Source organism: Mesorhizobium sp. M0496 (genome assembly GCF_040321205.1).
Classification (GTDB): domain Bacteria; phylum Pseudomonadota; class Alphaproteobacteria; order Rhizobiales; family Rhizobiaceae; genus Mesorhizobium.
In genome coordinates, this window is sequence record NZ_JAMYRC010000001.1 from 211,362 (window position 1) to 236,168 (window position 24,807).

Consider the following 24,807-nt stretch of genomic DNA (forward strand, 5'->3'; position numbering starts at 1 on the left):
TGTTTGACGTTCGTGGATAAAGCAGATCTGCGCATCGCAGTCCTGATGGGCACGAAAGATGGCGCCGCCTTCATCGATGAGCAGCTGCAGTCGCTGCTCGCGCAGTCGCATCCTCTGATCGACCTGTGGATATCCGACGATGGTTCCACCGATGGCACGATTGCCATCATCGAGGCATGGCAATCCCGCTGGCCGAAGGGGCGAATGACCCTTGTGGAGGGGCCGCGGCAAGGATTCGCGGCCAATTTCCGGTCGATGATCCTTGATCGACGCATCGATGCGGACGGCTATGCCTTCTGCGACCAGGACGATATCTGGGAGCCCGACAGGCTGGAGAGCGCTATCAGCTGGATGCAGGCCTATGACGCAAACACCCCGCTGATGTTTTGCTCGCGAACCGCGACCATGACGGAAACGGGAAGCCTTGTCGGCCATTCGCCGCTGTTTGCCCGCCCGCCGTCCTTTCGCAACGCACTTGTGCAAAGTATCGCCGGCGGCAACACCATCCTGCTCAACGCCGCGGCACGCGACCTGTTGGCCAGGGCCTCTGCGCGGACCGGGTTCGTCAGCCACGACTGGTGGGCCTATCTCATCGTGACCGCCGCCGGCGGCATCGTCCGCTACGATCCACGGCCGCTGGTGCGCTATCGGCAGCACGCGGCAAACCTGGTTGGCGCCAACGTGTCGTGGAGAGCAAGGATTTCCCGGCTTGGCCGCCTCTTCAAGGGCGAGTTCGCCGACTGGACGGATCTCAATCTTGACGGACTCGCCGTCAATCGCGATCTGCTGACCGAAGACGCGGCGGCGTGCTTTGACCTGTTCACCAACGGTCGGCAGGGCGGTCTTTTCCGCCGCTTGGCTGGTTTGCGCAAAAGCGGTGTCTATCGACAGACCCTTCCCGGGACCCTGGGGCTCTATCTCGCTTTCATCCTCGGGCGCATCTGAGCATCGAACGACTGCGTGGCGCGCTTGGTCAAGAGATGAGCTCATGCTACGTCGACCGGATTGATGGGCTTGGCCTGCGGCGTTGCCTCGGGACTTTGGCAGGGAGCACGATCGGCCGTTCATGAAGGCAACCAAGCAAATCTTCGATCTTGCCGGTGCGGCTTTGCTGCTGGTGGTCACGTCCCCCGTATTGGTGCTTGCCGTCCTTGCCGTTCGGGCATCGTCGCCCGGTCCGGCTATTTTTTCGCAGACGCGGGTCGGCCGCGACGGCAGGCCTTTTCGCTGTCACAAGTTGCGCACCATGTATGTCGGGACGCCGTCATTGCCCTCGCATGAGGCGCCCCCGAATTCCGTGACATCGGTCGGAAAGGTCCTGCGGAAGTTCAAGCTCGATGAGCTGCCACAGTTCTGGAACGTCCTGAAGGGCGAGATGAGCCTGGTCGGGCCGCGTCCCTGCCTGCCGACCCAAACGGAATTGATCGAGTGTCGCAGGCGGCTGGGGGTTTTGGCGGCGCTTCCAGGCATAACCGGCCTGGCTCAGATCAGGGGAATCGACATGTCGAACCCTGAGCTTTTGGCTGAAACGGATGCCACCTATCTGAGGACCGCGTCGTTCCGGCTTGACCTTCGGATCCTGCTCGGAACGCTCTATCGAGGCTGAACAAACCACGATCCCAAAAGTGGATAGGAAGCTACGACTTACCGAGCCGCGCCAGCTCGGCCAGCCGCTCCAACGGATCGGTTTCCGGCGCCCATCCCTGCGATATCAAGAGGGCGGGATCGCATATCTGTGTCGCTGTCATGCTGTCCCAAAATGCCTGCTTGCCCAGCAAGCCCGCGACCGGTCGCATCAGGCCGGCCGGTACCGTCATCAGCCGCGTCGGCCGTCCAAACCCCCTGCGAAAGGCGGCAATGACGGCCTCGACGGCGACCGGTGGCATGTCGGCGCCGACATAGATTGGGCGGAGCGCTCCGGAATGGCTCAGCAGGTGCGACACCGCCCGCACTACGGCCTCGGCGGACATCAGCGAGCGGACTCCCGTCAGGGCACCCGTCGGCAGCGGCAGCGCCGTATCGGCAAGGCGCATCAGCGTCGCCAGGTTTCCCTTCATGCCGCTTCCGTAGATCGGGGGCAGGCGCAACACGGCGGCGTCGGAGCGGCCATGCGACGCATAGGCGTCCAAAACCTTGATCTCGCTTTCGCGCTTCGAGCGCCCATAGACGCATTGCGGGTCAGAAAACGTGTTCTCGTCGATCGTCGCGCTGACGCGAGCGCCGATCACGGCCCGGATCGAGGAGAGATGGATGAAGCGTCCGCTTGCCTGCGCCGCCGCGGCATGCGCCAGCCGCGCGCTCAATTCCACATTGGCCGCCCGGTAGTCGGCTTCGGTGGCATTGCCTTGATCGTTGTTGAGGCCGGCACAATGGACGACGTGGGTTACTTCCCTGGTGAGTGTCAGGAAGGCCGCGGCCGGCGCATCGAAATTGGGCATCGGCACCGCGCCATCCCCCGGCCCAAGCCGCTCCGGGTGGCGGGAGGCGAGGCGAAGCTCGGCGCCGGCTTGGCGAAGATGATGCACGACCAAGCGGCCGATGAAACCCGTCGCGCCGGTGACCAGGACCCTCATTGCCTTGCTCGCAACAGCTCTTGGGTGGCTGCCGGAAGCGCCTGCTCTTCCATCACTGGTGGAGGTGCATGCTTTTCCATCAACGGAGCCTGACGGCCGGAGGCAAGATACGTTCCGCACACCAGGAAGATCATCAGCACCGAGTCCAGAATGTCATGGCCGACGAGGATGCCCGTCATCCCCGCCGTGAGATAGGTGACAATGACGATGACAATCATGGTGGCGCCGAACCGCTCGACCGGATCGCTGCTGTTTCGCAAGACCCGGACAGCATTTCCAGCGGCAACGACAAAGATCGCCGCCAGCGTTGCGGCGCCCAGAATTCCTGCTTGCACCAAGGCGGTCAGGAAGCCGTTATGAAAATGGTTGAAGCCTGTGCTCATTGCGAACTGATCATGAAAGCCCTGCTTGATCAAAAGCTGGGTCGCACCCACCCCGTGCCCGAACAGCGGCATGTCACGGAATGCTTTGAGGCCGATCTCCCAAAGCGCAACACGTATTCCCAACGAGCTGTCGTAATTGCCCTGCGCGCCCAGCGCATTCCAATCGGAGTGCAGAAAGTCGATGCGCCCGGATATCAACTGGAAGCCGAAAGCGGCGACCACGATGCCGACTGCCGCCAGCAGCAGAAGCACACGAACGGCATTCCTACCTTTGAGCCTCCGATGGTTGATAAGCAAAACAGCGATGCCGGCAACCAGCAGAGCCAGCCAGGCAATACGCGAACCGGAATAGATGATGGCTATCGTCCCGGCCAATGCGGCGTAGAAAAGGGGATTACGGGCTCGCTCTATGCCTGACAAGGCGCCGGCCACGCAGACCACCACGGCAAGGCAGACGACGGTTGCGAAGACGATTGGATTGCCGGCCCCGCCCTCGGCCCTGACCCCAATCCAATATTGCTGGATGACGGCCATGAGCAGCGCGACAAAACAGGCGGCCATGCTGCTGAGCACGATGGTGCGGGCAAGCATGGTTTTCTGCGTGATGCTCCAGGTCGAATAAGAGACGGGGAAAAACAGGAAGGTGACGAGCGGGATAAGGTGTGGCGCATCGCGGACGAACGAATTGTTGACGACGGTGGCCAGGAGATTGGCCGCGCAGTAGGCGTAGATCGCTATCGTCAGCCAGATCATTGGCCGGTCTGCGTTGAAGCGCCTTTTCCCAGATGCAATCAGCACGACGGAAGCCAGGGCTCCGCCGTTGAAAACAAAACTGACCACCGATCCCAGAACCGGTGGAAAAAAGAAACAAAGGATGGAGAAGTAGATGTTCACCCGCGAGGGCGTGAATTGCTGTTTCAGGGATGAAAGCCTGCTCAATTTTTCCGGCTCGCTATTTTCGGGAATTTCATGCGGCGGATCTTGTTTAGCGACGTAGAATGCGCTCGCCTCGAGACTGCCCATGCCCCATGATGCACTTGCCCGCTTCCCAAGGGCGGTATAGCGGCTGGGCTCCCTTTTCGATAGTGTGTCGGGGTCCCAATTGCCACTGAAAATCGGCAGCCGGCGCGGGTCGATCGGAGGAGGTTCCCGGAAGGAACCGTAGCCTGTCTATTCAAGCAATATTTTTCCTGCGTTTTCTCACCTGTCGAGCTTGCGAGCAGGAATTTCCGGGTTTTTCGGCATCCGTGGAAAATTCATTCCCGAACCATGTGCCGCAGGACCAGTCTTGCATTGTTCTAGACACCGGCGATCTGGTAGAACGCCGGACGAGAGAGATTGTCCAGAAGCAGGCTTGAACCGGGCGCAAAAAGCTCGAATAGGTGACGTCTTCTGTCGGAATGTACGAAAGAACGCCCGCAGTCCATGACAACAGCGCTTACGCATCTTCAGCGGCTTGAAGCCGAGTCCATCCACATATTCCGCGAGGTTGCGGCCGCCTTTTCCAAGCCGGTCATGCTTTATTCCGTCGGCAAGGATTCATCGGTGCTGATGCATCTGGCGATGAAGGCGTTTTATCCCGCCAAACCGCCGTTTCCCTTTCTTCACGTCGACACGACGTGGAAATTCCGCGAGATGATCGCCTTTCGCGATCAGATGGCGCAGAAACTCGGCTTCGATCTCCTGGTTCACGTCAACGAAGATGGCGTGCGTGACAACATCAATCCGTTCGACCATGGTTCGAACACCCACACCCATGTGATGAAGACTGTGGCGCTGCGCCAGGCGCTCGACAAATACCGTTTCGACGCGGCCTTTGGCGGCGCCCGTCGCGACGAAGAGAAATCGCGCGCCAAGGAGCGCATCTTCTCCTTCCGCAATGCCCAGCATGTGTGGGACCCGAAGAACCAACGCCCCGAGATGTGGAAGATATTCAACACCCGCATCGCAACAGGCGAATCGATCCGCGTCTTTCCGCTGTCGAATTGGACTGAACTCGATATCTGGCAGTACATCCTGCAGGAAAGTATCCCGATCGTGCCGCTCTATTTCGCCAAGGAACGGCCGGTGGTGGAACGCGACGGCATGTTGATCCTCAGGGATGACGAGCGCATGAAACTGCGCCCCGGCGAGACGGTGGAGAACCGGCTGGTGCGGTTCCGCACGCTGGGCTGCTATCCGCTGACCGGCGCCATAGAATCGGATGCCGACACGCTGGAAGCCATCGTCGGCGAAATGCTGACCGCGCGCACCTCCGAACGGCAGGGGCGCCTGATCGACCGCGACGAATCTGGCTCGATGGAAAAGAAGAAGCGCGAGGGGTACTTTTGACCATGCGCCACATCATGGCAAAGAGCCTCGCCCCCACCGACGGCGTCCGCGACTATCTGGCGGCGCAGGAGAAGAAGTCGCTGCTGCGCTTCCTGACCTGCGGTTCCGTCGATGACGGCAAGTCGACGCTGATCGGGCGCCTGCTTTCCGACACCAAGCAGATTTTCGAGGACCAGCTCGTCGCGCTCGAACGCGATTCGCGCAAGCACGGCACGACCGGCGACGACATCGATTTCGCGCTGCTGGTCGATGGCCTTGAGGCCGAGCGTGAGCAAGGCATCACCATTGATGTCGCCTACCGCTTCTTCGCCACGCCGAAGCGCAAGTTCATCGTCGCCGACACGCCCGGCCACGAGCAGTACACCCGCAACATGGCGACCGGTGCCTCCACCGCCGACCTGGCGATCGTGCTGATCGATGCGCGGCAAGGGGTGCTGCGCCAGACGAGGCGCCACTCGATCATCGCCTCGCTGCTCGGCATCCGCCACATCGTGCTGGCCGTCAACAAGATCGATCTCGTCGGGTTCGACCAGGCGGTCTTCGAGCGGATCGTTGAAGACTACCGGCAATTCTCGCGCGATCTCGGCTTCCAGACCATGGTGCCGATCCCGATGTCGGCCCGTTACGGCGACAATGTCAGCCGCCACTCCGAAAGCATGGAATGGTATTCCGGCCCGACGCTGATCGAGCATCTCGAAACCGTGTCGGTCGATGAGGCGGTGGTTGAACTGCCGTTCCGGTTTCCGGTCCAGTATGTCAATCGCCCCAATCTCGACTTTCGCGGCTTTGCCGGCACGATCGCCTCCGGCTCGGTTGCGTCAGGCGACGAGGTCGTCGTCGCCAAATCGGGCAAATCCTCGCGCGTCAAGCGGATCGTCTCGTATGGCGGCGATCTTGCCCAGGCGGCTGCCGGCCAGGCCGTCACGCTGGTCCTTGACGACGAGGTCGAGATCTCACGCGGCAACATGCTGGTTTCGCCGGCCGCACGGCCGCAGGTCGCCGACCAGTTCGCCGCCAACATCGTCTGGTTCGACGAGCATGCGCTGCTGCCCGGCCGTTCCTACATCCTGCGCACCGAGACCGACCAGGCCAGCGCCACCGTCACCGACCTGAAATACCGGATCAACGTCAACGACTTTGCCCATGAGGCGGCCAAGTCGCTCGAAATGAACGAAGTCGGCATCTGCAACATCTCGACGCGGACGCCGATCGCCTTCGACCCGTTCGCCGAGAACCGCACCACCGGCGCCTTCATCCTGATCGATCGCATCTCCAACGCCACGGTCGGCGCCGGCATGATCCTGCACACGCTGCGCCGCGCCGAAAACATCCATTGGCAGTCGCTCGATGTCGGCAAACGCGTGCGCGCCGACATGAAGAACCAGCGGCCCGCCGTGTTCTGGTTCACCGGGCTGTCGGGCTCCGGCAAGTCGACCATCGCCAACCTGTTCGAAAAGAAGCTGTTCGCCACCGGCCGCCATACCTATATCCTGGACGGCGACAACGTCCGTCACGGTCTCAACCGCGATCTTGGTTTCACCGACGCCGATCGCGTCGAGAACATCCGCCGCGTCGCCGAAGTGGCGCGGCTGATGGCCGATGCCGGGTTGGTCGTCATTGTGTCGTTCATTTCGCCGTTCAGCGCCGAGCGGCGCATGGCACGCGAATTGATGGCCGACGGCGAGTTCATCGAGGTGTTTGTCGATACGCCCTTCGAGGAATGCGCCAGGCGGGATCCCAAGGGCCTCTATGCGCGCGCACTGAATGGCGAGATCAAGAATTTCACCGGCGTCGATTCCCCTTACGAAGTGCCGGAAAACCCGGAAATCCATCTCAAGACACTCGGCAAATCGGCCGAGGAGATGGTAGACGCCCTGGAACACTGGCTGAACGAGCGCGACATTGCCGAAGACCAATACGACAACGGCGGCGGCATCTGACGACAGGCCGATGCTCGAAATCTTCGAGCGGCTGGCGCTGGCGGCCGGGCGCGAGGTGATGCGTGTGTTCCACGCCGGCTGCGCGGTCGACCGAAAATCCGACGCCTCACCGGTGACCGAGGCGGACCGCGAGAGCGAGAAGATCATTCTCGCCGGACTGCGCGCCGCATTTCCCGACATTCCCTGCGTCGCCGAGGAGGAGGCATCCGCCGGCATCGTGCCGCCCGACCTGGACGGTGCTTTCTTTCTGATAGATCCGCTCGACGGCACCAAGGAATTCGTCAACCGCCGCACCGACTTTACGGTCAACATCGCGCTTGTTCGTCACAGAGTGCCGGAAGTCGGCGTCGTCTTTGCGCCCTGCACGGGCCGCTTCTTTTCCGGCCTGCCGGGCAGGGCGGAATCTCTCGAAATCGATGGCGACTACCAGATCGTCGGGCGCCGGCCGATTTCGGTGAGAACAGCCATGGCGCCGCTGGCCGTCGTTGCCAGTCGTTCGCACAACACGCCGGAAACCGAGGCCTATATTCGCGACCTCGGTGCCGCCGAAATCGTCTCGGTTGGCTCGTCCTTGAAATTCTGTCTTGTCGCCAGCGCCGAAGCGGATGTCTATCCGCGCTTCGGGCGCACCATGGAATGGGACACGGCGGCGGGCGACGCCGTGCTGCGCGCGGCCGGCGGCATGACACGCACACTGGACGGCCAACCTTTGCTCTACGGCAAGCGCAGGCAAAGCGACGACGAGGATTTTGCCAATCCGCATTTTATTGCCAGCGGGGCAGGGGCCAGCCCCGCTTGAGAAGGCCCGGCAGCTTACTCGGCTGCGGCCTGCGCTGAATTCGAGCCGATGTAGTTGCGGATCGTTTCGATGATGCGGTCCTGGTCGGCTTCGTTCAGATAAGGGTGCATCGGCAGGCAGAGGATCCGCTTCGGCAGGTCTTCCGACACGGCAAGGCCGGTCGGCGTGCGCGGGTAGTCGCGATAAGCGACCTGGGCATGCAGCGGCTTCACATAGTAGATAACAGACGGAATGCCCTTTTCGCCGAGATGCGCTTTCAGCCCGTCGCGCTTGGGCGTCTCGATGGCGTACTGTGCCCAGGCCGAACGGCTGCCGTCCAGATTGCGGGCGGCGGTGACGATGTCGCCGAGCCCGTCGGCGTAACGCTTTGCCACCACCTGGCGGACAACCATCTCGTCTTCGAAGATGGCCAGCTTCTCGATCAGGATCGCCGCCTGCAGCGTGTCGAGCCGCGAATTGATGCCGACGCGGACATTGTCGTATTGCGTTTCGCCCTTGCCGTGGAAGGCGAAAGACCTGAGCTGCTCGGCCAGCGCGTCGTCATTGGTGAACATCGCGCCGCCGTCGCCGTAGCAGCCAAGCGGCTTTGCCGGATAGAAGCTGGTCGAGCCGACCGCGCCGAAGGAACCGCACATCTTACCGTCGAGCGAACCGCCCATCGACTGGGCGGCATCCTCGATCACCATCAGCCCTTCGCGGTTGGCTATCGCCATGATCGCCTCGTAGTCGGCGGCAAGGCCGAACAGATCGACCGGGATGATTGCCTTCGGCTTCAGCCGGCCTTCCTTCTTGATCATGGCGATGGCCGCTTCGAGGCTGGCAATGTCGATGTTGTAGCTATGCGGGTCGACATCGACGAAAACCGGCTCGGCCTTGGCCAGTGCCACCACTTCGGCGGTGGCGGCAAAAGTGAAGCTCGGCACGAACACCGCGTCACCCGGGCCGACACCGGCCGCAAACAGCGGCAACAGCAGCGCATCGGTGCCGTTGGCGCAGGCCACGACATGCTTGGTGCCGATATAGGCGGCGAGCTTGTTCTCGAATTCGGTTACTTGCGGGCCGAGGATATAGCGGCCCTCGTCGACGACACGGTCGATCGCGGCCTTCAGCCGGTCGCGGATTCGTTCGCGCTGCGCGCCAAGATCGATGAACTGCATGTCGGCCTCAAAACGGTTTAAACAGGCGGTTTAGCCAGATAACGGCCCGCTGGTACCAGAGTTGCGCCTGTCGAGAAAGCCGGACAGGTAGAGCCGCGAATTGCCTAGGTGTCGCAGTCTGTTACCAGTATTTTCCGATGCATCTTCACAACATGCCGGAAATCCGGCCTTCGTTGACCGCGATCCTGCCCTTATAGTCCCTGCGATCGGTCCTGCGAAACATAAAGTGATCGACTGGCTCAACTTATGTTGAGCGGTACTCAGGCAATTTCATGCCGCCACGGCGGATTGGCGCCGGCCCGTGACACCGTGACCGCTGCTGCCTTGGCGCCAAGCGCCAGCGCCTTGTGGATGGCTTCTTTCGACAGGTCGGAAATCGCCGCCTTTGTCAGCAGGCCCTGCTCATGCAAGGAAGCGAGGATGCCGGCGTTGAACGTATCGCCGGCCCCGACCGTATCGTCTACCTCCACCTTTTCCGGCATCACCGTCACGGCGTGCTCCTTGCTGTAGCCGACGGCGCCTTCGCTGCCATGGGTAACGACAATCAGCTTCGGGCCGCGATCGAGCCAGTTGCGGATGACATCCTCATGTGAGCCGGCTTCGCCGAACCACTTCAAATCTTCGTCCGACAGTTTCACGATGTCGGCCATCGCCATCATGGCGCGGATGCGCCTGAGGTGCTTGGCCTTGTCCGGGATGAAGTTCGGCCGGATGTTGGGATCGAGCATCATGACGCGGCTTGCGTGCTCGCGCCGCATGAACTCTTCATAGGCACTGCCGGCGGGCTCCGAGATCAGGCTGATGGCGCCGAACAGCATGGCCTCGATCTCGTTGCCGAGTTGCGGCAGGTCGTCGATGGTCAGCATGCGTCCGGCGGTGTTCTCGTCATAGAATGTGTAGGTCGCCTGGCCATTGGTGAGCTTGACGAAGGCTAGTGTGGTCGGCCGTGGCGAGGTGTGTGCATAGGTGGAGCTGACCTTGCTCGCGCCAAGCGCATCCCTGAACTGACCGCCGAACAGATCCGACGACAGTCCGGAAAAAAAGCCTGCCGGCGCGCCGAGCCGGCCAAGCGCGATCGCCGTGTTGAACACGGCGCCGCCGACATAAGGCGCAAAGGCCGGCTCGCCCGCTGTTGTCGTGCGCGGCAGCATGTCGATCAGGGCTTCGCCGCAGCAGAGAATCATGGCTTCCTGGTCTCCGGCGGATAGATCACGCCCTTGCGGATGATGATGTTGGCGTAGAGCCGCGGCTCGCTTGTCGCGACGATGGCATGCGCCGATTTGACCCGTGCATAGAAGTCGGCGCCGGCCAGTGCAACCACCTTGCGGCCCGGCGCGCGGTTGGCACAGATCGCCTCGATCTCATGATGGACGGGATCGGCAAGCGAAGGGTCGCCCTTGACCGAGGCGCGAAACAGCGCCTCCGGCACGGCGTCGTCCACCGGCAAGACGCTCAATATCGCATCGAGCACCGGGATGAGGTGGTGACCATCGGCCCGCACCAGCCTGGTTGCCTGTTGTTCCGCCGGATAATTTCCGTCGACAAGGGCGATTTCGTCGCCATGGCCCATGCCGCGCAAAATCGCCAGAAGCTCCGGACCGAGCAGCACCGGGATTCCGATCAGCATCAGGCGCTCCTGGAAATCGTCGTCGAGCCGATCAGGAAGCGTTCGGAAAGTGGCAGGCTGGCGCCACCAAGCGCCCGGGCATGAATGCCGACGGTCCCCTCGCGTACCGCGGGCAGCTTCAAGCCTTCACCGTCGATGGTGGCGATGGCCGCGATGATGGCGTCGACCAGCCGGCGGCGCACCGCCTTCGGCATCCATCCGTCGATCACCGCCGCTTCGAAATCGATGACCGAGGATGCGGCGACGATCGCGTAGGCGAGCGCTCGCGAAGCACTGACGATCCAGTCGTCGAGTTCGGCGCCGATCTCGCCCCAGTCTTCCGGCGATGTCCAGAGATGCGAGGCCTCGAGACCGCGCGCATTGAGCGCCTTTTCGAGCATGGCGATGGACGCCACGTCGATCAGTTGGGTCGGCTTGCCGTCCGGCCCTGGCACGGGCATGGAGCCGAGTGCTCCGGCATTGCCGGTCGGGCCGCCAAAAAGCCGGCCATTCAGCACGATGCCGCCGCCGGCAAAGGCGCCGATGTAGAAATAGACGAAGTCACGCGCAGCACTCGTCTGGCCGAAGACGAGTTCGGCGCCGCAGGCTGAAGTGGCGTCGTTCTGCAGGTAGACCGGAAAATCGCATTGCGCCTGAATGTCGCCCCTGATGTCGCGATGACGCCATTCGTCCATGACGTCGCGCGGGGCGCCGGCGGTATCGGCCCAGTTCCACAACTCGAATGGCATGGCGATGCCGAGCCCGGCGATGCGCTTGTCCTGGGCAGGCGTCAGTTCGCCGCGCATCTGCCGCATGCCGTTGCTGACGAAGTCCACCGTCTCGCGTGGCGCAGGGTAGCGGTATGAATGCTGCAGCATCGAGCGCACATTGCCGAGAAAGTCGATCAGCACGAGTTCGGCGCTGCGCCGCCCGATCTTCAGGCCGATGAAGAAAGCGCCTTCGGGATTGAGCGCCATCGGGATGGAGGGTTGGCCGATCTTGCCGCGCAACGGTGCCTGGCGCAGCAGGAGGCTCTCTTCCTCCAGCTCGCGCATGATGACCGAAACCGTCTGCGCCGAAAGTCCGGTCATGCGGGCGATGTCGGATTTCGCCAGGCTGCCATGCTGGCGCACCAGCGAGAGCACCAACCGCTCGTTGTGGTCGCGCATGCCGCTCTGGTTGGTGCCGCGGTGAATGAGGCTGTCATTCGCCTCGGGCGAACCGTGCCTCGCTATGGCGGTTTCCACCCTGTTCCTCCCGTCGTTTCCCCGCAATGCTTTTGGGCCAGAATGGGTGAACGAAGCAAGGCTGTCAATAATAAATAAGAGTGATTTAATTATTGACAGAGGCCCCGGCCTGGTGTCTGTTGAGGCAGCGTCCACGCTGGGAGAATTTCGTTGGATGCGCTGCAGGTGCCGGTTGGCCGGCATCCGGAATGGTTCCACTGGGAGGAAAATCGTGACCAATACAAAACTGTTGAAATCGACCGTGTTTGCCGCCGCGGCTCTGGGCCTGATGGCGTTTGCGTCGTCCGCATCCGCGGCCGGTGTCGGCGCCTGCCTGATCACCAAGACCGACACCAATCCTTTCTTCGTCAAGATGAAGGAAGGCGCCACGGCTAAGGCCAAGGAGCTCGGCGTCGACTTGAAGACCTACGCCGGCAAGATCGACGGCGACAGCGAGAGCCAGGTCGCGGCGATCGAAAGCTGCATCGCCGACGGCGCCAAGGGCATCCTGATTACCGCATCCGACACCAAGGGCATCGTGCCAACCGTGAAGAAGGCGCGTGATGCCGGCCTGCTGGTGATCGCGCTCGACACGCCGCTCGATCCGATCGACGCCGCCGACGCGACCTTTGCAACGGACAATCTCGAAGCCGGCAAGCTGATCGGCGCCTGGGCCGCCGCCACGCTCGGCGACAAGGCCAAAGATGCCAAGATCGGCTTCCTCGACCTGACCCCCTCGCAGCCGACCGTCGACGTGCTGCGCGATCAGGGCTTCATGATGGGCTACGGCATCGACGTGAAAGACCCCAACAAGATCGGCGATGAGGACGATGCGCGCATCGTCGGCCACGACGTCACCAACGGCAATGAAGAGGGTGGCCGCAAGGCGATGGAGAACCTTCTGCAGAAGGACAACACCATCAACGTCATCCACACCATCAACGAGCCCGCTGCTGTCGGCGCCTACCAGGCGCTCAAAGCTGTCGGCCTCGAAAGCCAGGTGCTGATCGTTTCCGTCGATGGCGGCTGCCCCGGCGTGAAGTCGGTGGCCGAAGGTGTCATCGGCGCCACGTCGCAGCAATATCCGCTGCAGATGGCGGCGCTCGGCATCGAGGCGATCGCTGCTTTCGCCAAGGACGGAACCAAGCCGAAGCCGACCGAAGGCAAGAATTTCTTCGACACCGGCGTCAACCTGGTGACCGACAAGCCGGCCACCGGCGTGAAGTCCATCGACACCAAGGAAGGCCTCGCCAAGTGCTGGGGCTGATGCCGGTCTGACCGGTAACAACCGAACCTGAGCGGTCGGGGCTTGATCCCCGGCCGCTTCGGGTGGACGATGGTCGCGTGACCGCGAACAATCCCGGCAGCAGACCGGAAAAGCGTGGATGGCGTCGGCGTTTGGCTGAAGCCCTACGGGGAGAAAACATGGCTCAAGCTCAGGAATTCGAGAAAGTTCTCTCGAGCAGCGACACCAGCGTAGCCGCTTTTGACGAGCACAAATCTGCCGTCAAGCGCATTCAGCATTTCCTGCATTCAACTCCGGCCGCCGTGCCATTGATCGTGCTGGTTCTGGCCATCATCGTCTTCGGCATCACCATCGGGGGGCGCTTCTTTTCGTCCTACACGCTGACGCTGATCCTGCAGCAGATAGCCATCATCGGCATTCTGGGTGCTGCGCAGACGCTGGTCATCCTGACGGCCGGCATCGACCTGTCGATTGGCGTGATCATGGTGATTTCAGCGGTGATCATGGGCAATTGCGCGGTCAGCTACGGCATGCCGAGCGTGCTCGCCATAGCGATCGGGCTTGCCGCCGGCGCGGCCTGCGGGCTGCTCAACGGGGTACTGGTCGCCTATATGAAGCTGCCGCCCTTCATCGTGACGCTTGGCACTTGGAACATCGTCATGGCCACGAACTTCATCTATTCGGCCAATGAGACGATCCGCGACACCGACGTCGACACCCAGGCGCCACTGCTGCATCTCTTCGCGTTGAGCTTCAAGGTTGGCACGGCGGTGCTGACGCTCGGCGTCATTGCCACGGTCGTGCTCGTTTTAGTCCTGTGGTACGTGCTCAATCACACGGCATGGGGTCGCCATGTCTACGCCGTTGGCGACGATCAGGAGGCGGCGAAGCTGTCGGGCATCCAGACCAAGAAGGTGCTGATGACGGTCTACACCCTTGCCGGACTGATCGCCGCTTTCGCGGCCTGGGTCTCCATCGGCCGCAACGGCTCGATCTCGCCATCCGCCGCCGTCACCGACTACAATCTGCAGGCAATCACCGCGACGGTGATCGGCGGTATTTCCCTGTTCGGCGGACGCGGCTCGATCCTGGGCACGCTGTTCGGCGCGATGATCGTCGGTGTCGTCTCCATGGGCCTCAACATGCTCGGCGCCGATCCGCAATGGAAAGTGCTGCTCACCGGTGTGCTGATCATCGGCGCCGTGGCAGTCGACCAATGGATCAGAAAGGTTTCGGCATAGCCATGACCCAGGAACCCATCCTTACCGCACGCGGTCTCATCAAGCGCTATGGCCGCGTCACCGCCCTCGACAATGCCGACTTCGACCTCTACCCGGGCGAAATCCTCGCCGTCATAGGCGACAATGGCGCCGGCAAGTCGTCGCTCATCAAGGCGATTTCCGGCGCGGCCGTGCCCGATGAGGGCGAGATCCGGCTCGAAGGCAAACCCGTCGCCTTCAAATCACCGATGGAGGCCCGCGAAGCCGGCATCGAGACCGTTTATCAGAATCTGGCGCTGTCGCCCGCGCTGTCGATCGCCGACAACATGTTCCTCGGCCGCGAGATCCGCAAACCGGGTTTTCTGGGCGACTGGCTGCGTATGCTCGACCGTCCGGCGATGGAAAAGCGCGCCCGCGACAAGCTCACCGAACTTGGCCTGATGACCATCCAGAACATCAGCCAGGCGGTGGAAACGCTCTCAGGCGGCCAGCGCCAGGGCGTGGCGGTGGCGCGCGCCGCCGCATTCGGCAGTCGTGTGGTGATCATGGATGAACCGACGGCAGCCCTAGGCGTCAAGGAAAGCCGCCGCGTGCTCGAACTGATCCTAGACGTCAAGAAGCGCGGCCTGCCGATCGTGCTCATCTCGCACAACATGCCGCATGTCTTCGAAGTGGCCGACCGCATTCACATCCACCGGCTGGGTCGTCGCCTCTGCGTCATCGATCCCAAGCAATATACGATGTCCGATGCCGTGGCTTTCATGACTGGTGCAAAGGTTCCACCCGAGGCAGCGCTCGCGGCTTGATGCATGTCGGCCAAAAGTGCGTAACGGTTTGGGACAACGACAGGCACGGAACAAGAATTTGAAGCGCGACGCGCAGATCGTCTGAGCGCGCCGCGCTTGAAATTGTCAAATTGCCGCAGGGTAAAGCAAGCATGGGCTGATCTAAATCGATTGAACATATAGCGGTATCGGCTAGCATGGGCTGGGAGGAACGATGAAAGCCGGTATGATCATGGCAACCGCACGAGAGGCAGCATGACGAGCGCGATGACATCCGAACCCCTCCCGCCACTGCTCGAAAATCCTGATCCAGAGACGCTCGCAAGGGAAGTCCTGATGGCCCTCAAATACCGGGTCGGCAAGGACACCACCGTCGCGACCCAGTACGACTGGCTGACCGCCTCGATCAAGGTCGTGCGCGACCGCATCGTCGATCACTGGATGCAGGCGACGAAGGAGGCCTACGACCAGAAGGAAAAGCGCGTCTATTATCTGTCGCTGGAGTTCCTTATTGGCCGTCTGATGCGCGACGCCTTCTCCAATCTCGGCCTGATGGACGATATGCGCGCGGCGCTGTCGTCGCTGGGCGTCGATCTCGATCTCATCGCCGCACTCGAGCCTGATGCGGCACTCGGCAATGGCGGCCTGGGCCGGCTTGCCGCCTGCTTCATGGAAAGCATGGCGACCGTCGACATCCCCGCGCATGGCTACGGCATTCGTTATGCCAACGGCATGTTCCGCCAGGAGATTCACGACGGCTGGCAGGTCGAATTGCCCGAAACCTGGCTCGATCACGGCAACCCATGGGAGTTCGAGCGCCGCGAACGCTCGTTTGAGGTCGGGTTCGGTGGTTCGGTGGAATCGATCACCTCCAAGGACGGCCGGCTCGAGCGCCATGTCTGGAAGCCGACCGAGCATGTTTTGGCCGTTGCCTATGACACGCCGGTCGTCGGCTGGCGGGCCAATCGCGTCAACACGCTGCGGCTCTGGTCGGGCATGCCGGTCGATCCGATCCTGCTGGACAAGTTCAATGCCGGCGACCACATCGGCGCGCTTGCCGAAAGCAACAAGGCCGATGCCTTGTCGCGCGTGCTCTACCCCGCGGATTCCCACAAGGCCGGGCAGGAACTGCGGCTCAGGCAAGAGTACTTTTTCTCCACCGCCTCGCTGCAGGACATCGTTCAGCGCCATCTCAGCCAGTATGGCGACCTGAAGTCGCTGCCCGACAAGGCTGCGATCCACCTCAACGACACCCATCCGGCCATCGCCGTGCCTGAGCTTATGCGCCTGTTGATGGATGTCCACGGCATGGATTTCGATCAGGCCTGGGATATCACCAAGCGCACCTTCGGCTACACCAATCACACGTTGCTGCCCGAGGCGCTGGAAAGCTGGGCGGTGCCGCTGTTCGAGCGGCTTTTGCCGCGCCACATGCAAATCGTCTATGCCATCAATGCCGAAGTGCTGCTTGAGGCGCGCGCGTCCAACCAGTTCTCGGACGAGCAGATCAGCCGCATCTCGCTGATCCAGGAAAATGGCGACCGCCGTGTGCGCATGGGCAATCTGGCCTTTGTCGGTTCGCACTCGATCAACGGCGTTTCGGCCCTGCACACCGACCTTATGAAGGAGACGGTGTTCGCCGACCTGCACAAGCTCTATCCTGATCGCATCAACAACAAGACCAACGGCATTACCCCGCGGCGCTGGCTGATCCAGTGCAACCCCGGGCTGACGTCGCTCGCCCGTGAGGCGATCGGCGACCGCTTTCTCGATGACATCGACGCCATCAAGGATCTCGATGGCTTCGCCGACGATGCCGCCTTCCGCGACAAGTTCGCCGCCGTCAAGCGCGCCAACAAGGCGCGGCTGGCCAACCTCGTCGCCGACCGGCTCGGCATCAAGGTCGATCCCTCGGCGCTGTTCGATATCCAGATCAAGCGCATCCACGAATACAAGCGCCAGCTCCTGAACATCCTCGAGGCGATCGCGCTTTACGACCAGATCCGTTCGCATCCGGAACGCGACTGGATGCCCCGCGTGAAATTCTTCGGCGGCAAGGCGGCGCCCAGCTATCACAATGCCAAGCTGATCATCAAACTCGCCAACGACGTCGCCAAGGTCATCAATCGCGATCCGGCCGTGCGCGGTTTGCTGAAGGTGGTGTTCCTGCCGAACTACAATGTCAGCCTTGCCGAGATCATGATGCCGGCTGCCGACCTTTCCGAGCAGATCTCGACCGCCGGCATGGAAGCGTCGGGCACCGGCAACATGAAGTTCGCGCTGAACGGTGCGCTGACCATCGGTACGCTCGACGGCGCCAATGTCGAGATCAAGGAATGCGTCGGCGACGACAACATCTTTATCTTCGGCCTGACCACAGCCGAGGTCGCCGAGCGGCGCAACAATGGCTACAACCCGCGCGCCGTCATCGAAGGATCGTCTGAACTGGCGCAAGCAGTTGCCGCCGTTTCGTCGGGTGTCTTCTCGCCGGACGATCCGGAGCGTTATCGCGACCTCATCAACGGTCTTTACAACAGCGACTGGTTCATGGTCGCCGCCGATTTCGATGCCTATGCCGCCGCCCAGCGCGAGGTCGATGCGGTCTGGCATAACAGTCCCGACTGGTACGCCAGGGCAATCCGCAACGTTGCGCGTGTCGGCTGGTTCTCCTCCGATCGCACGATCCGGCAATATGCGAAAGAAATCTGGAACGTGCCTGTCTGATGTGATTGCATGAGGCCGCGAACAATGTGGTCCCGGTGGTGTGAATTTGAAAGTCGGATCACACCACTAGAAACAAACACTCGGTGCCCGGGGAGGGACGCTGCCTGATGAAGAAGCCGCGCGCGACCGCTGCGACAAGCGGGCCGGACGGACTGGCGCCAGCCAGCGATGTTGCGGCGATTGTTGCCGGCACGCATGGCGACCCCTTCGCGGTTCTTGGCGTCCATGAGGTCGGCAAGACCCTGTTTGCTCGCTGCTTTGTCCCACATGCTGAATTCGTCACCGCCTACACGCTGACCGGCATCATCGCGGGTGAACTGTCCAGGCGCGACGATGGCGGCTTTTTCGAAGGCAAGCTCTCGATCAAGAAGCGCCAGCCCCTGCGCTATCACGCGCGCAACGCCGCCAGCGACTGGTGGCTGACCGATCCCTATTCGTTCGGTCCGGTGCTAGGCCCGATGGACGACTATTACATCGCCCAAGGCTCGCATCTCAGGCTGTTCGACAAGCTCGGCGCCCATGTCATTGACCACGAAGGCGCTTCCGGCGTGCATTTCGCCGTCTGGGCTCCCAATGCCCGACGCGTATCGGTGGTCGGCGACTTCAACGAATGGGACGGCCGCCGGCACACGATGCGCGATCGCCGCGATACCGGCATCTGGGAACTGTTCGTGCCCGATATCGGTGCCGGACGACCTTACAAATACGAGATCATCGGTCCTGATGGCGTGAGACTCCCGCTGAAGGCCGACCCGTTCGCCTTCAAATCCGAACTGCGTCCGGCCACCGCTTCGGTCGTTGCCATGCCACCGGCGCATGAGTGGGGTGACGAGGCGCACCGCAATTTCTGGCGCAATGCCGATCACCGGCGCGAAGCCATCTCGATCTACGAGGTCCATGCCGGCTCCTGGCAGCTTCGCGACGACGGTACGTTCCTGTCATGGGACGAACTGGCCGACCGGCTGATCCCCTATGTGGTCGAGACCGGTTTCACCCATATCGAATTCATGCCGATCTCCGAACACCCCTATGACCCGTCCTGGGGCTACCAGACGACCGGCCTCTACGCGCCGTCGGCCCGCTTCGGCGACCCGGACGGCTTTGCCCGTTTCGTCGATGGCGCCCACCGCGCCGGCGTCGGTGTCATCCTCGACTGGGTGCCGGCGCATTTCCCGGTCGACGAGCATGGCCTGGCCAATTTCGATGGAACCGCGCTCTATGAGCATGCCGATCCGCGCAAGGGTTTCCATCCCGACTGGAACACCGCGATCTACAATTTCGGCCGCCGCGAAGTGGTGTCCTTCCTTGTCAACAATGCACTATTCTGGGCCGAGAAATACCATGTCGACGGTTTGCGCGTCGATGCGGTCGCCTCGATGCTCTATCTCGACTATTCGCGCAAGGCCGGCGAATGGATCCCCAACGAGAAGGGCGGCCGCGAGAACCTCGAGGCGGTCAGCTTTCTGCAGAAGATGAACAAGGAGGTCTACGGCCACCATCCCGGCGTGATGACCATCGCCGAGGAATCGACTTCATGGCCGAAGGTCTCGGCGCCGGTGCACGAGGGCGGCCTAGGCTTCGGCTTCAAGTGGAACATGGGCTTCATGCACGACACGCTGGAGTATTTCTCCAAGGAGCCGATCTTCCGCAAGCACCACCACAACGACCTCACCTTCGGCCTGACCTACGCCTTCTCGGAGAACTTCATGCTGCCGCTCTCGCATGACGAGGTCGTGCACGGCAAAGGCACGCTGCTCGGCAAGATGGCCGGCGACGACTGGCAGAAATTCGCGACGCTACGCGCCTACTACGCCTTCATGTGGGGTTATCCCGGCAAGAAGCTGCTGTTCATGGGGCAGGAGTTCGCGCAGCGCCGCGAGTGGAGCGAGGCGCGCGCGCTCGACTGGAACCTGCTCGAGTTCCGGACGCATCGCGGCGTCTGGCAGACGGTCCGCGATCTCAACTATCTCTACCGTTCGCGTCCGGCGCTGCATGGCCGCGACTGCGAACCGGAAGGGTTCTCCTGGCTGATCGTGGACGACAGCCAGAATTCGGTTTTTGCCTGGCTGCGCAGCGCACCCGGCGGCAGCCCGGTGGCCGTCATCTCCAATTTCACGCCGGTGCCGCGCGATAATTATCGCGTGCCGTTGCCGACGGCCGGCAAATGGCGTGAAATCATCAACACCGACGCTTCGGAATATGGCGGTTCCGGCAAGGGCAATGGCGGCATGGTCGAGGCCCGGGGCGAGGGGGGAAGCATCTCTGCAACGATGCTTTTGCCGCCGCTGTCGACGATCATGCTCGAGCTTGTCGCCGACTGAGCCCGTCGACCCTGAGCAACATGTCGAGACTGAGTAACTTGGGAGGGTAGAAATGGCAGACTTGAAACGGACCCAGCCGCTGGCGCGCGATGCCATGGCCTATGTATTGGCCGGCGGCCGTGGCAGCCGCCTCAAGGAACTGACCGACCGGCGCGCCAAGCCGGCCGTCTATTTCGGCGGCAAGACACGCATCATCGATTTCGCGCTCTCCAACGCGCTCAATTCCGGCATTCGCCGCCTCGGCGTCGCCACCCAGTACAAGGCGCATTCGCTGATCCGCCACCTGCAGCGCGGCTGGAACTTCCTGCGGCCCGAGCGAAACGAGAGTTTCGACATCCTGCCGGCCAGCCAGCGCGTGTCGGAAACCCAGTGGTACGAGGGGACGGCCGACGCCGTCTATCAGAACATCGACATCATCGAGGCCTACGGCCCCGAATACATGGTGATCCTGGCTGGCGACCACATCTACAAGATGGACTACGAACTGATGCTTCGCCAGCACGTCGACGCCAATGCCGACGTCACCGTCGGCTGCCTCGAAGTGCCGCGCATGGAAGCCACCGGCTTCGGCGTCATGCATGTCGATGGCAAGGACAACATCATCGCCTTCGTCGAAAAGCCCGCCGATCCGCCCGGCATTCCCGACAAGCCGGAGTTCGCTTTGGCCTCGATGGGCATCTATGTCTTCAAGACCAAATTCCTGATGGAGCAGTTGCGCCGCGATGCGGCCGAGCCTGGCTCAAGCCGCGACTTCGGCAAGGACATCATCCCTTATATCGTCCAGCACGGTAAGGCGATTGCCCACCGCTTCGCCAAGTCCTGCGTCCGCTCGACCGCCGAGAACGAGGCCTACTGGCGCGACGTCGGAACGGTCGACGCCTATTGGGAAGCCAATATCGACCTGACCGACATCACGCCTGAACTCGACCTCTACGACCGCGACTGGCCGATCTGGACCTATGCCGAATTGAAGCCGCCGGCAAAGTTCGTGCATGACGAGGATGGCCGCCGCGGTTCGGCCGTGTCCTCGCTTGTCTCGGGCGACTGCATCGTCTCGGGTGCTTCGCTGAAGAGAAGCCTGATCTTCACCGGCGCGCGCATCAATTCCTTTTCGACGCTGGAAGAAGTCGTCATGCTGCCCGACGTTCATGTCGGCCGGAACGCAAAGTTGAAGCGCGTGGTCATCGACCATGGTGTTAGGATACCGGAAGGGCTGGTGGTCGGCGAAGACCCTGCTCTCGACGCCAAGCGTTTTCGGGTCTCGGAAAAAGGCATCTGCCTGGTCACTCAGGACATGATCGACAAGTTGGGGCTCTAGTGCATGCAGGTTCTGTCGGTCACGCCCGAGATTTTCCCGCTGATCAAGACCGGTGGGCTTGCCGACGTGACCGGCGCGCTGCCCATTGCGCTGGCGGCCAAGGGCGTGAGCATGCGCACGCTCATTCCTGGTTTTCCGACCGTCATGGCCGCTTTCAAGAAAAGGAAGGCGGTGCTGCAATATCCCTTGCTGCAGGGCGGCAAGGCCTCCGTCCACTCCGTTCAGCTCGCCGGGCTCGAGCTTTTCGTGCTCGACGCGCCGCATCTGTTCGACCGTCCCGGCGGCCCCTATGGCAATGCGACCGGGGTCGATTGGCCCGACAACTGGCGGCGCTTCGCGGCGCTGAGCCAGGTCGGCGGCGACATTGCCGGTGGCGCCATCTCGGGCTACCAACCCGACATCGTCCATGCCCATGACTGGCAGTCGGCGATGACGCTGGCCTATATGCGCTACGGCAAGGCCGTCGGTGTGCCATCGATGATGACTGTCCACAACCTCGCTTTCCAGGGCCAGTTCGGCGCCGCCATCTTTGGCGAACTCGGTCTGCCGGCAGCGGCGATGGCGCTCGACGGCGTCGAATATTACGGCGGCGTCGGCTTCCTCAAGGCCGGCCTGCAGGCCGCCTGGACAATCACCACGGTCAGTCCGACCTACGCGCAGGAGATCCGCTTGCCGGAATTCGGCATGGGCCTCGACGGCCTCATCAACATGCGCTCCAGCGATCTCCATGGAATCGTCAACGGCATCGACACCGGCATCTGGGATCCGGAAACGGACAAGCATCTGGTGTCCACCTACACGGCCAGCACGCTGAAGGCGCGCGCCCCCAACAGGGCTGCCGTGGAAGACCGCTTCAGCCTTGAGCGCGACGACAGTCCGATCGTCTGCGTCGTCAGCCGCCTGACCTGGCAAAAGGGCATGGATACCTTGGCGACAGCGGTCGATGGCATTGTTGCGACCGGCGCGCGCCTGGCCATCCTGGGCTCGGGCGATGCCGGCCTCGAAGGCGCGCTGCTTGCCGCGGCTGCCAGACATCGCGGCCGCATCGGGGTCGTTATCGGCTACGACGAGGGGCTTTCGCACATCATGCAAGGCGGCTGCGATGCCATCGTCATTCCCTCGCGCTTCGAACCCTGCGGGCTGACGCAGCTTTACGGCCTGCGCTATGGCTGTGTGCCAGTGGTGGCGCGCACCGGCGGCCTGGCCGATACGGTCATCGACGCCAATGAGGCTGCCGTCTCTGCCGGCGTCGCCACCGGCTTTCAGTTCGCTCCCAACAATGGCGGCGCCTTGCTGCACGCCATTCGCCGCCTCGTTGACGCGCATGCCAGTCCGGCGGTCTGGGAATCGTTGCAGCGCCAGGGCATGAAGGCCGATGTGTCGTGGGACAAGAGCGCGGAAAAATACGTTGAACTCTATCGCTTGCTGCTTTCGAAAAGGGTTGCCTGAAGCATGATACGAACCGTCCCCACCAAACCCTATTCCGATCAGAAGCCCGGCACGTCGGGCCTGCGCAAGAAGGTGCCGGTGTTCCAGCAGGAGCACTATGCCGAGAATTTCATCCAGTCGATCTTCGACGCGCTAGACGGCTTCAAGGGCAAAACCCTGGTGATCGGTGGCGACGGCCGCTTCTATAACCGCGAGGTCATCCAGAAGGCAATCGCCATGGCCGCCGCAAACGGCTTCGGAAAGGTGATGGTCGGGCAGGGCGGCATTCTGTCGACGCCGGCCGCTTCGCATGTCATCCGCAAATACAAGACCTTTGGCGGCATCATCCTGTCGGCCAGCCACAATCCGGGCGGCCCGCACGAGGATTTCGGCATCAAGTACAATGCCGGCAATGGCGGCCCGGCGCCGGAAAAGCTGACCGACGCGATCTTTGCCAAGACCAAGGCAATCGCGAGCTTCAAGATCGTCGATATCGATCCGATCGACATCGACACAACAGGCACGGTCAAGGCGGCCGGCATGACGGTCGAGGTCATCGATCCGGTCGCCGACTATGCCGAACTGATGGAAAGCCTGTTCGATTTCGACGCGTTGCGCAAACTGTTCAAGTCCGGCTTTCGCATGCGCTTCGACGCCATGCACGCGGTGACCGGCCCCTACGCCAAGGAGATACTGGAAAACCGGCTTGGTGCGCCCAACGGCACCTGCCGCAATTTCAAGCCGCTGCCGGATTTCGGCGGCCATCACCCGGACCCGAACCTCGTCCATGCCAAACACCTCTACGACGAGATGATGGGGCCGGACGCGCCGGATTTCGGCGCTGCCTCGGATGGCGATGGCGACCGCAATTTGATCATCGGCAAGGGCATTTTCGTCACCCCGTCGGATTCCGTCGCCATGCTCGCCGCCAACGCCCGCCTGGCGCCCGGCTACAAGGCTGGTTTGAAAGGCATCGCCCGCTCGATGCCGACCAGTGGTGCTGCCGATCGTGTCGCCGAAAAACTTGGCGTCGGCATTTATGAGACGCCGACCGGCTGGAAGTTCTTCGGCAATCTGCTCGACGCCGACATGGCGACGATCTGCGGCGAGGAAAGTGCCGGCACCGGCTCCAACCATGTCCGTGAAAAGGACGGCCTTTGGGCAGTGCTCTTGTGGCTCAACATCCTTGCCGCGCGCGGCGAAAGCTGCAAGCAGATCGTCACCGAGCACTGGGCGACCTACGGTCGCAACTACTATTCGCGGCACGATTATGAAGAGGTCGAGAGCGACCGCGCCAACGCGCTGGTCGATGAACTCCGCGCCAAGCTCGGTTCGCTGTCCGGCACCAGCGTGCGCGGCATGACAATCGCCAGCGCCGACGATTTTGCCTATCACGATCCGGTTGATGGTTCGACCAGCGAGCATCAGGGCATCAGGGTGCTGTTCGAAGGTGGCTCGCGCGTCGTCTTCCGCCTCTCCGGCACCGGCACTTCGGGCGCGACGTTGCGCGTCTATATCGAGCGCTACGAGCCGGACAAGTCGAGGCACGATCTCGACACGCAGGCCGCATTGGCGGATTTGATCGCCGCGGCCGATGATATTGCCGGGATCCACAGCCATACCGGCCGTCCCAAGCCGAGCGTCATTACTTGAGGGTGGCTGTGCGCGCTTTCCCTTCTCCCCTTGTGGGAGAAGGTGGATCGGCGCGTAGCGCCGAGACGGTTGAGGGGTGCGCGAAGGATCGCCGTCC

General features: G+C 62.2%; 19 protein-coding genes. 13 read left to right on the forward strand and 6 right to left on the reverse strand.

The window, feature by feature from the left end:
- Nucleotides 1–12 precede the first annotated feature (12 nt).
- Both NKI73_RS01055 and NKI73_RS01060 read left to right on the forward strand, forming a co-directional pair.
- On the forward strand, nucleotides 13–945 hold the full coding sequence (locus NKI73_RS01055; RefSeq protein ID WP_352626686.1) for a glycosyltransferase family 2 protein: 933 nt from the start codon (nucleotides 13–15) through the stop codon (nucleotides 943–945).
- A gap of 121 nt (nucleotides 946–1,066) precedes the next feature.
- Nucleotides 1,067–1,606, forward strand: coding sequence for a sugar transferase (locus tag NKI73_RS01060; RefSeq protein WP_352626688.1), 540 nt, complete (start codon nucleotides 1,067–1,069; stop codon nucleotides 1,604–1,606).
- Between the two features lie 31 nt (nucleotides 1,607–1,637).
- On the opposite strand, the gene NKI73_RS01065 is transcribed toward NKI73_RS01060, so the two are convergent.
- Both NKI73_RS01065 and NKI73_RS01070 read right to left on the reverse strand, forming a co-directional pair.
- The gene (locus NKI73_RS01065; RefSeq protein ID WP_352626689.1) at nucleotides 1,638–2,573 is read right to left on the reverse strand and encodes an NAD-dependent epimerase/dehydratase family protein; all 936 of its coding nucleotides are present in this window, start codon (nucleotides 2,571–2,573) and stop codon (nucleotides 1,638–1,640) included.
- Nucleotides 2,570–3,895 (reverse strand): O-antigen ligase family protein, encoded by a 1,326-nt coding sequence (locus tag NKI73_RS01070; protein WP_352627301.1) that lies wholly within the window; start codon nucleotides 3,893–3,895, stop codon nucleotides 2,570–2,572. The genes NKI73_RS01065 and NKI73_RS01070 overlap by 4 nt, the downstream gene beginning before the upstream one ends.
- 486 nt (nucleotides 3,896–4,381) lie before the next feature.
- Here NKI73_RS01070 and cysD point away from each other — a divergent pair, with 486 nt between their 5' ends.
- The 3 genes from cysD to cysQ are packed head-to-tail and all read left to right on the forward strand — an operon-like array spanning nucleotide 4,382 to nucleotide 8,026.
- Nucleotides 4,382–5,287, forward strand: coding sequence for a sulfate adenylyltransferase subunit CysD (cysD, locus tag NKI73_RS01075; RefSeq protein ID WP_352626691.1), 906 nt, complete (start codon nucleotides 4,382–4,384; stop codon nucleotides 5,285–5,287).
- A 2-nt stretch (nucleotides 5,288–5,289) separates the two neighbouring features.
- Nucleotides 5,290–7,227, forward strand: a complete 1,938-nt coding sequence (gene cysN, locus NKI73_RS01080; RefSeq protein WP_352626692.1) for a sulfate adenylyltransferase subunit CysN — start codon at nucleotides 5,290–5,292, stop codon at nucleotides 7,225–7,227.
- A 10-nt stretch (nucleotides 7,228–7,237) separates the two neighbouring features.
- Complete coding sequence (cysQ, locus tag NKI73_RS01085; protein ID WP_352627302.1) at nucleotides 7,238–8,026, forward strand: 3'(2'),5'-bisphosphate nucleotidase CysQ; 789 nt, start codon at nucleotides 7,238–7,240, stop codon at nucleotides 8,024–8,026.
- 14 nt (nucleotides 8,027–8,040) lie between these two features.
- Here cysQ and NKI73_RS01090 read toward each other — a convergent pair whose 3' ends face one another.
- The 4 genes from NKI73_RS01090 to NKI73_RS01105 all read right to left on the reverse strand — a co-directional run bounded on the left by NKI73_RS01090 (nucleotide 8,041) and on the right by NKI73_RS01105 (nucleotide 12,036).
- On the reverse strand, nucleotides 8,041–9,183 hold the full coding sequence (locus tag NKI73_RS01090; protein ID WP_352626694.1) for a DegT/DnrJ/EryC1/StrS family aminotransferase: 1,143 nt from the start codon (nucleotides 9,181–9,183) through the stop codon (nucleotides 8,041–8,043).
- A gap of 260 nt (nucleotides 9,184–9,443) precedes the next feature.
- Nucleotides 9,444–10,367 carry a carbohydrate kinase family protein gene (locus NKI73_RS01095; protein ID WP_352626696.1) on the reverse strand — a complete coding sequence of 308 codons (924 nt, stop codon included), beginning with the start codon at nucleotides 10,365–10,367 and terminating at the stop codon, nucleotides 9,444–9,446.
- Nucleotides 10,364–10,810 carry an RbsD/FucU family protein gene (locus tag NKI73_RS01100; RefSeq protein WP_352626698.1) on the reverse strand — a complete coding sequence of 149 codons (447 nt, stop codon included), beginning with the start codon at nucleotides 10,808–10,810 and terminating at the stop codon, nucleotides 10,364–10,366. Before NKI73_RS01100 ends, NKI73_RS01095 begins: the two co-directional genes overlap by 4 nt.
- Nucleotides 10,810–12,036: an ROK family transcriptional regulator gene (locus NKI73_RS01105; RefSeq protein ID WP_352626700.1), complete on the reverse strand. Its 1,227-nt coding sequence runs from the start codon at nucleotides 12,034–12,036 to the stop codon at nucleotides 10,810–10,812. Before NKI73_RS01105 ends, NKI73_RS01100 begins: the two co-directional genes overlap by 1 nt.
- A 268-nt stretch (nucleotides 12,037–12,304) precedes the next feature.
- Between NKI73_RS01105 and NKI73_RS01110 the strand changes: the two genes are divergently transcribed.
- From NKI73_RS01110 to NKI73_RS01145, 8 genes are all read left to right on the forward strand, one after another.
- Nucleotides 12,305–13,282, forward strand: coding sequence for a sugar ABC transporter substrate-binding protein (locus NKI73_RS01110; protein WP_502898064.1), 978 nt, complete (start codon nucleotides 12,305–12,307; stop codon nucleotides 13,280–13,282).
- Between the two features lie 158 nt (nucleotides 13,283–13,440).
- Nucleotides 13,441–14,502: an ABC transporter permease gene (locus NKI73_RS01115; RefSeq protein ID WP_352626701.1), complete on the forward strand. Its 1,062-nt coding sequence runs from the start codon at nucleotides 13,441–13,443 to the stop codon at nucleotides 14,500–14,502.
- Nucleotides 14,503–14,504: 2 nt separating this feature from the next.
- A complete protein-coding gene (locus tag NKI73_RS01120) occupies nucleotides 14,505–15,287 on the forward strand; it encodes an ATP-binding cassette domain-containing protein (protein ID WP_023760533.1) in 783 nt (260 codons plus the stop codon).
- A gap of 234 nt (nucleotides 15,288–15,521) precedes the next feature.
- Complete coding sequence (locus NKI73_RS01125; RefSeq protein ID WP_352626703.1) at nucleotides 15,522–17,990, forward strand: glycogen/starch/alpha-glucan phosphorylase; 2,469 nt, start codon at nucleotides 15,522–15,524, stop codon at nucleotides 17,988–17,990.
- A gap of 107 nt (nucleotides 17,991–18,097) precedes the next feature.
- The gene (gene glgB / locus NKI73_RS01130) at nucleotides 18,098–20,311 is read left to right on the forward strand and encodes a 1,4-alpha-glucan branching protein GlgB (RefSeq protein ID WP_352626705.1); all 2,214 of its coding nucleotides are present in this window, start codon (nucleotides 18,098–18,100) and stop codon (nucleotides 20,309–20,311) included.
- A 52-nt stretch (nucleotides 20,312–20,363) separates the two neighbouring features.
- On the forward strand, nucleotides 20,364–21,629 hold the full coding sequence (gene glgC, locus NKI73_RS01135; RefSeq protein WP_352626707.1) for a glucose-1-phosphate adenylyltransferase: 1,266 nt from the start codon (nucleotides 20,364–20,366) through the stop codon (nucleotides 21,627–21,629).
- Between the two features lie 3 nt (nucleotides 21,630–21,632).
- On the forward strand, nucleotides 21,633–23,078 hold the full coding sequence (gene glgA / locus NKI73_RS01140) for a glycogen synthase GlgA (protein WP_352626709.1): 1,446 nt from the start codon (nucleotides 21,633–21,635) through the stop codon (nucleotides 23,076–23,078).
- Nucleotides 23,079–23,081: 3 nt separating this feature from the next.
- Nucleotides 23,082–24,710, forward strand: coding sequence for an alpha-D-glucose phosphate-specific phosphoglucomutase (locus tag NKI73_RS01145; RefSeq protein ID WP_352626711.1), 1,629 nt, complete (start codon nucleotides 23,082–23,084; stop codon nucleotides 24,708–24,710).
- Nucleotides 24,711–24,807 lie beyond the last annotated feature (97 nt).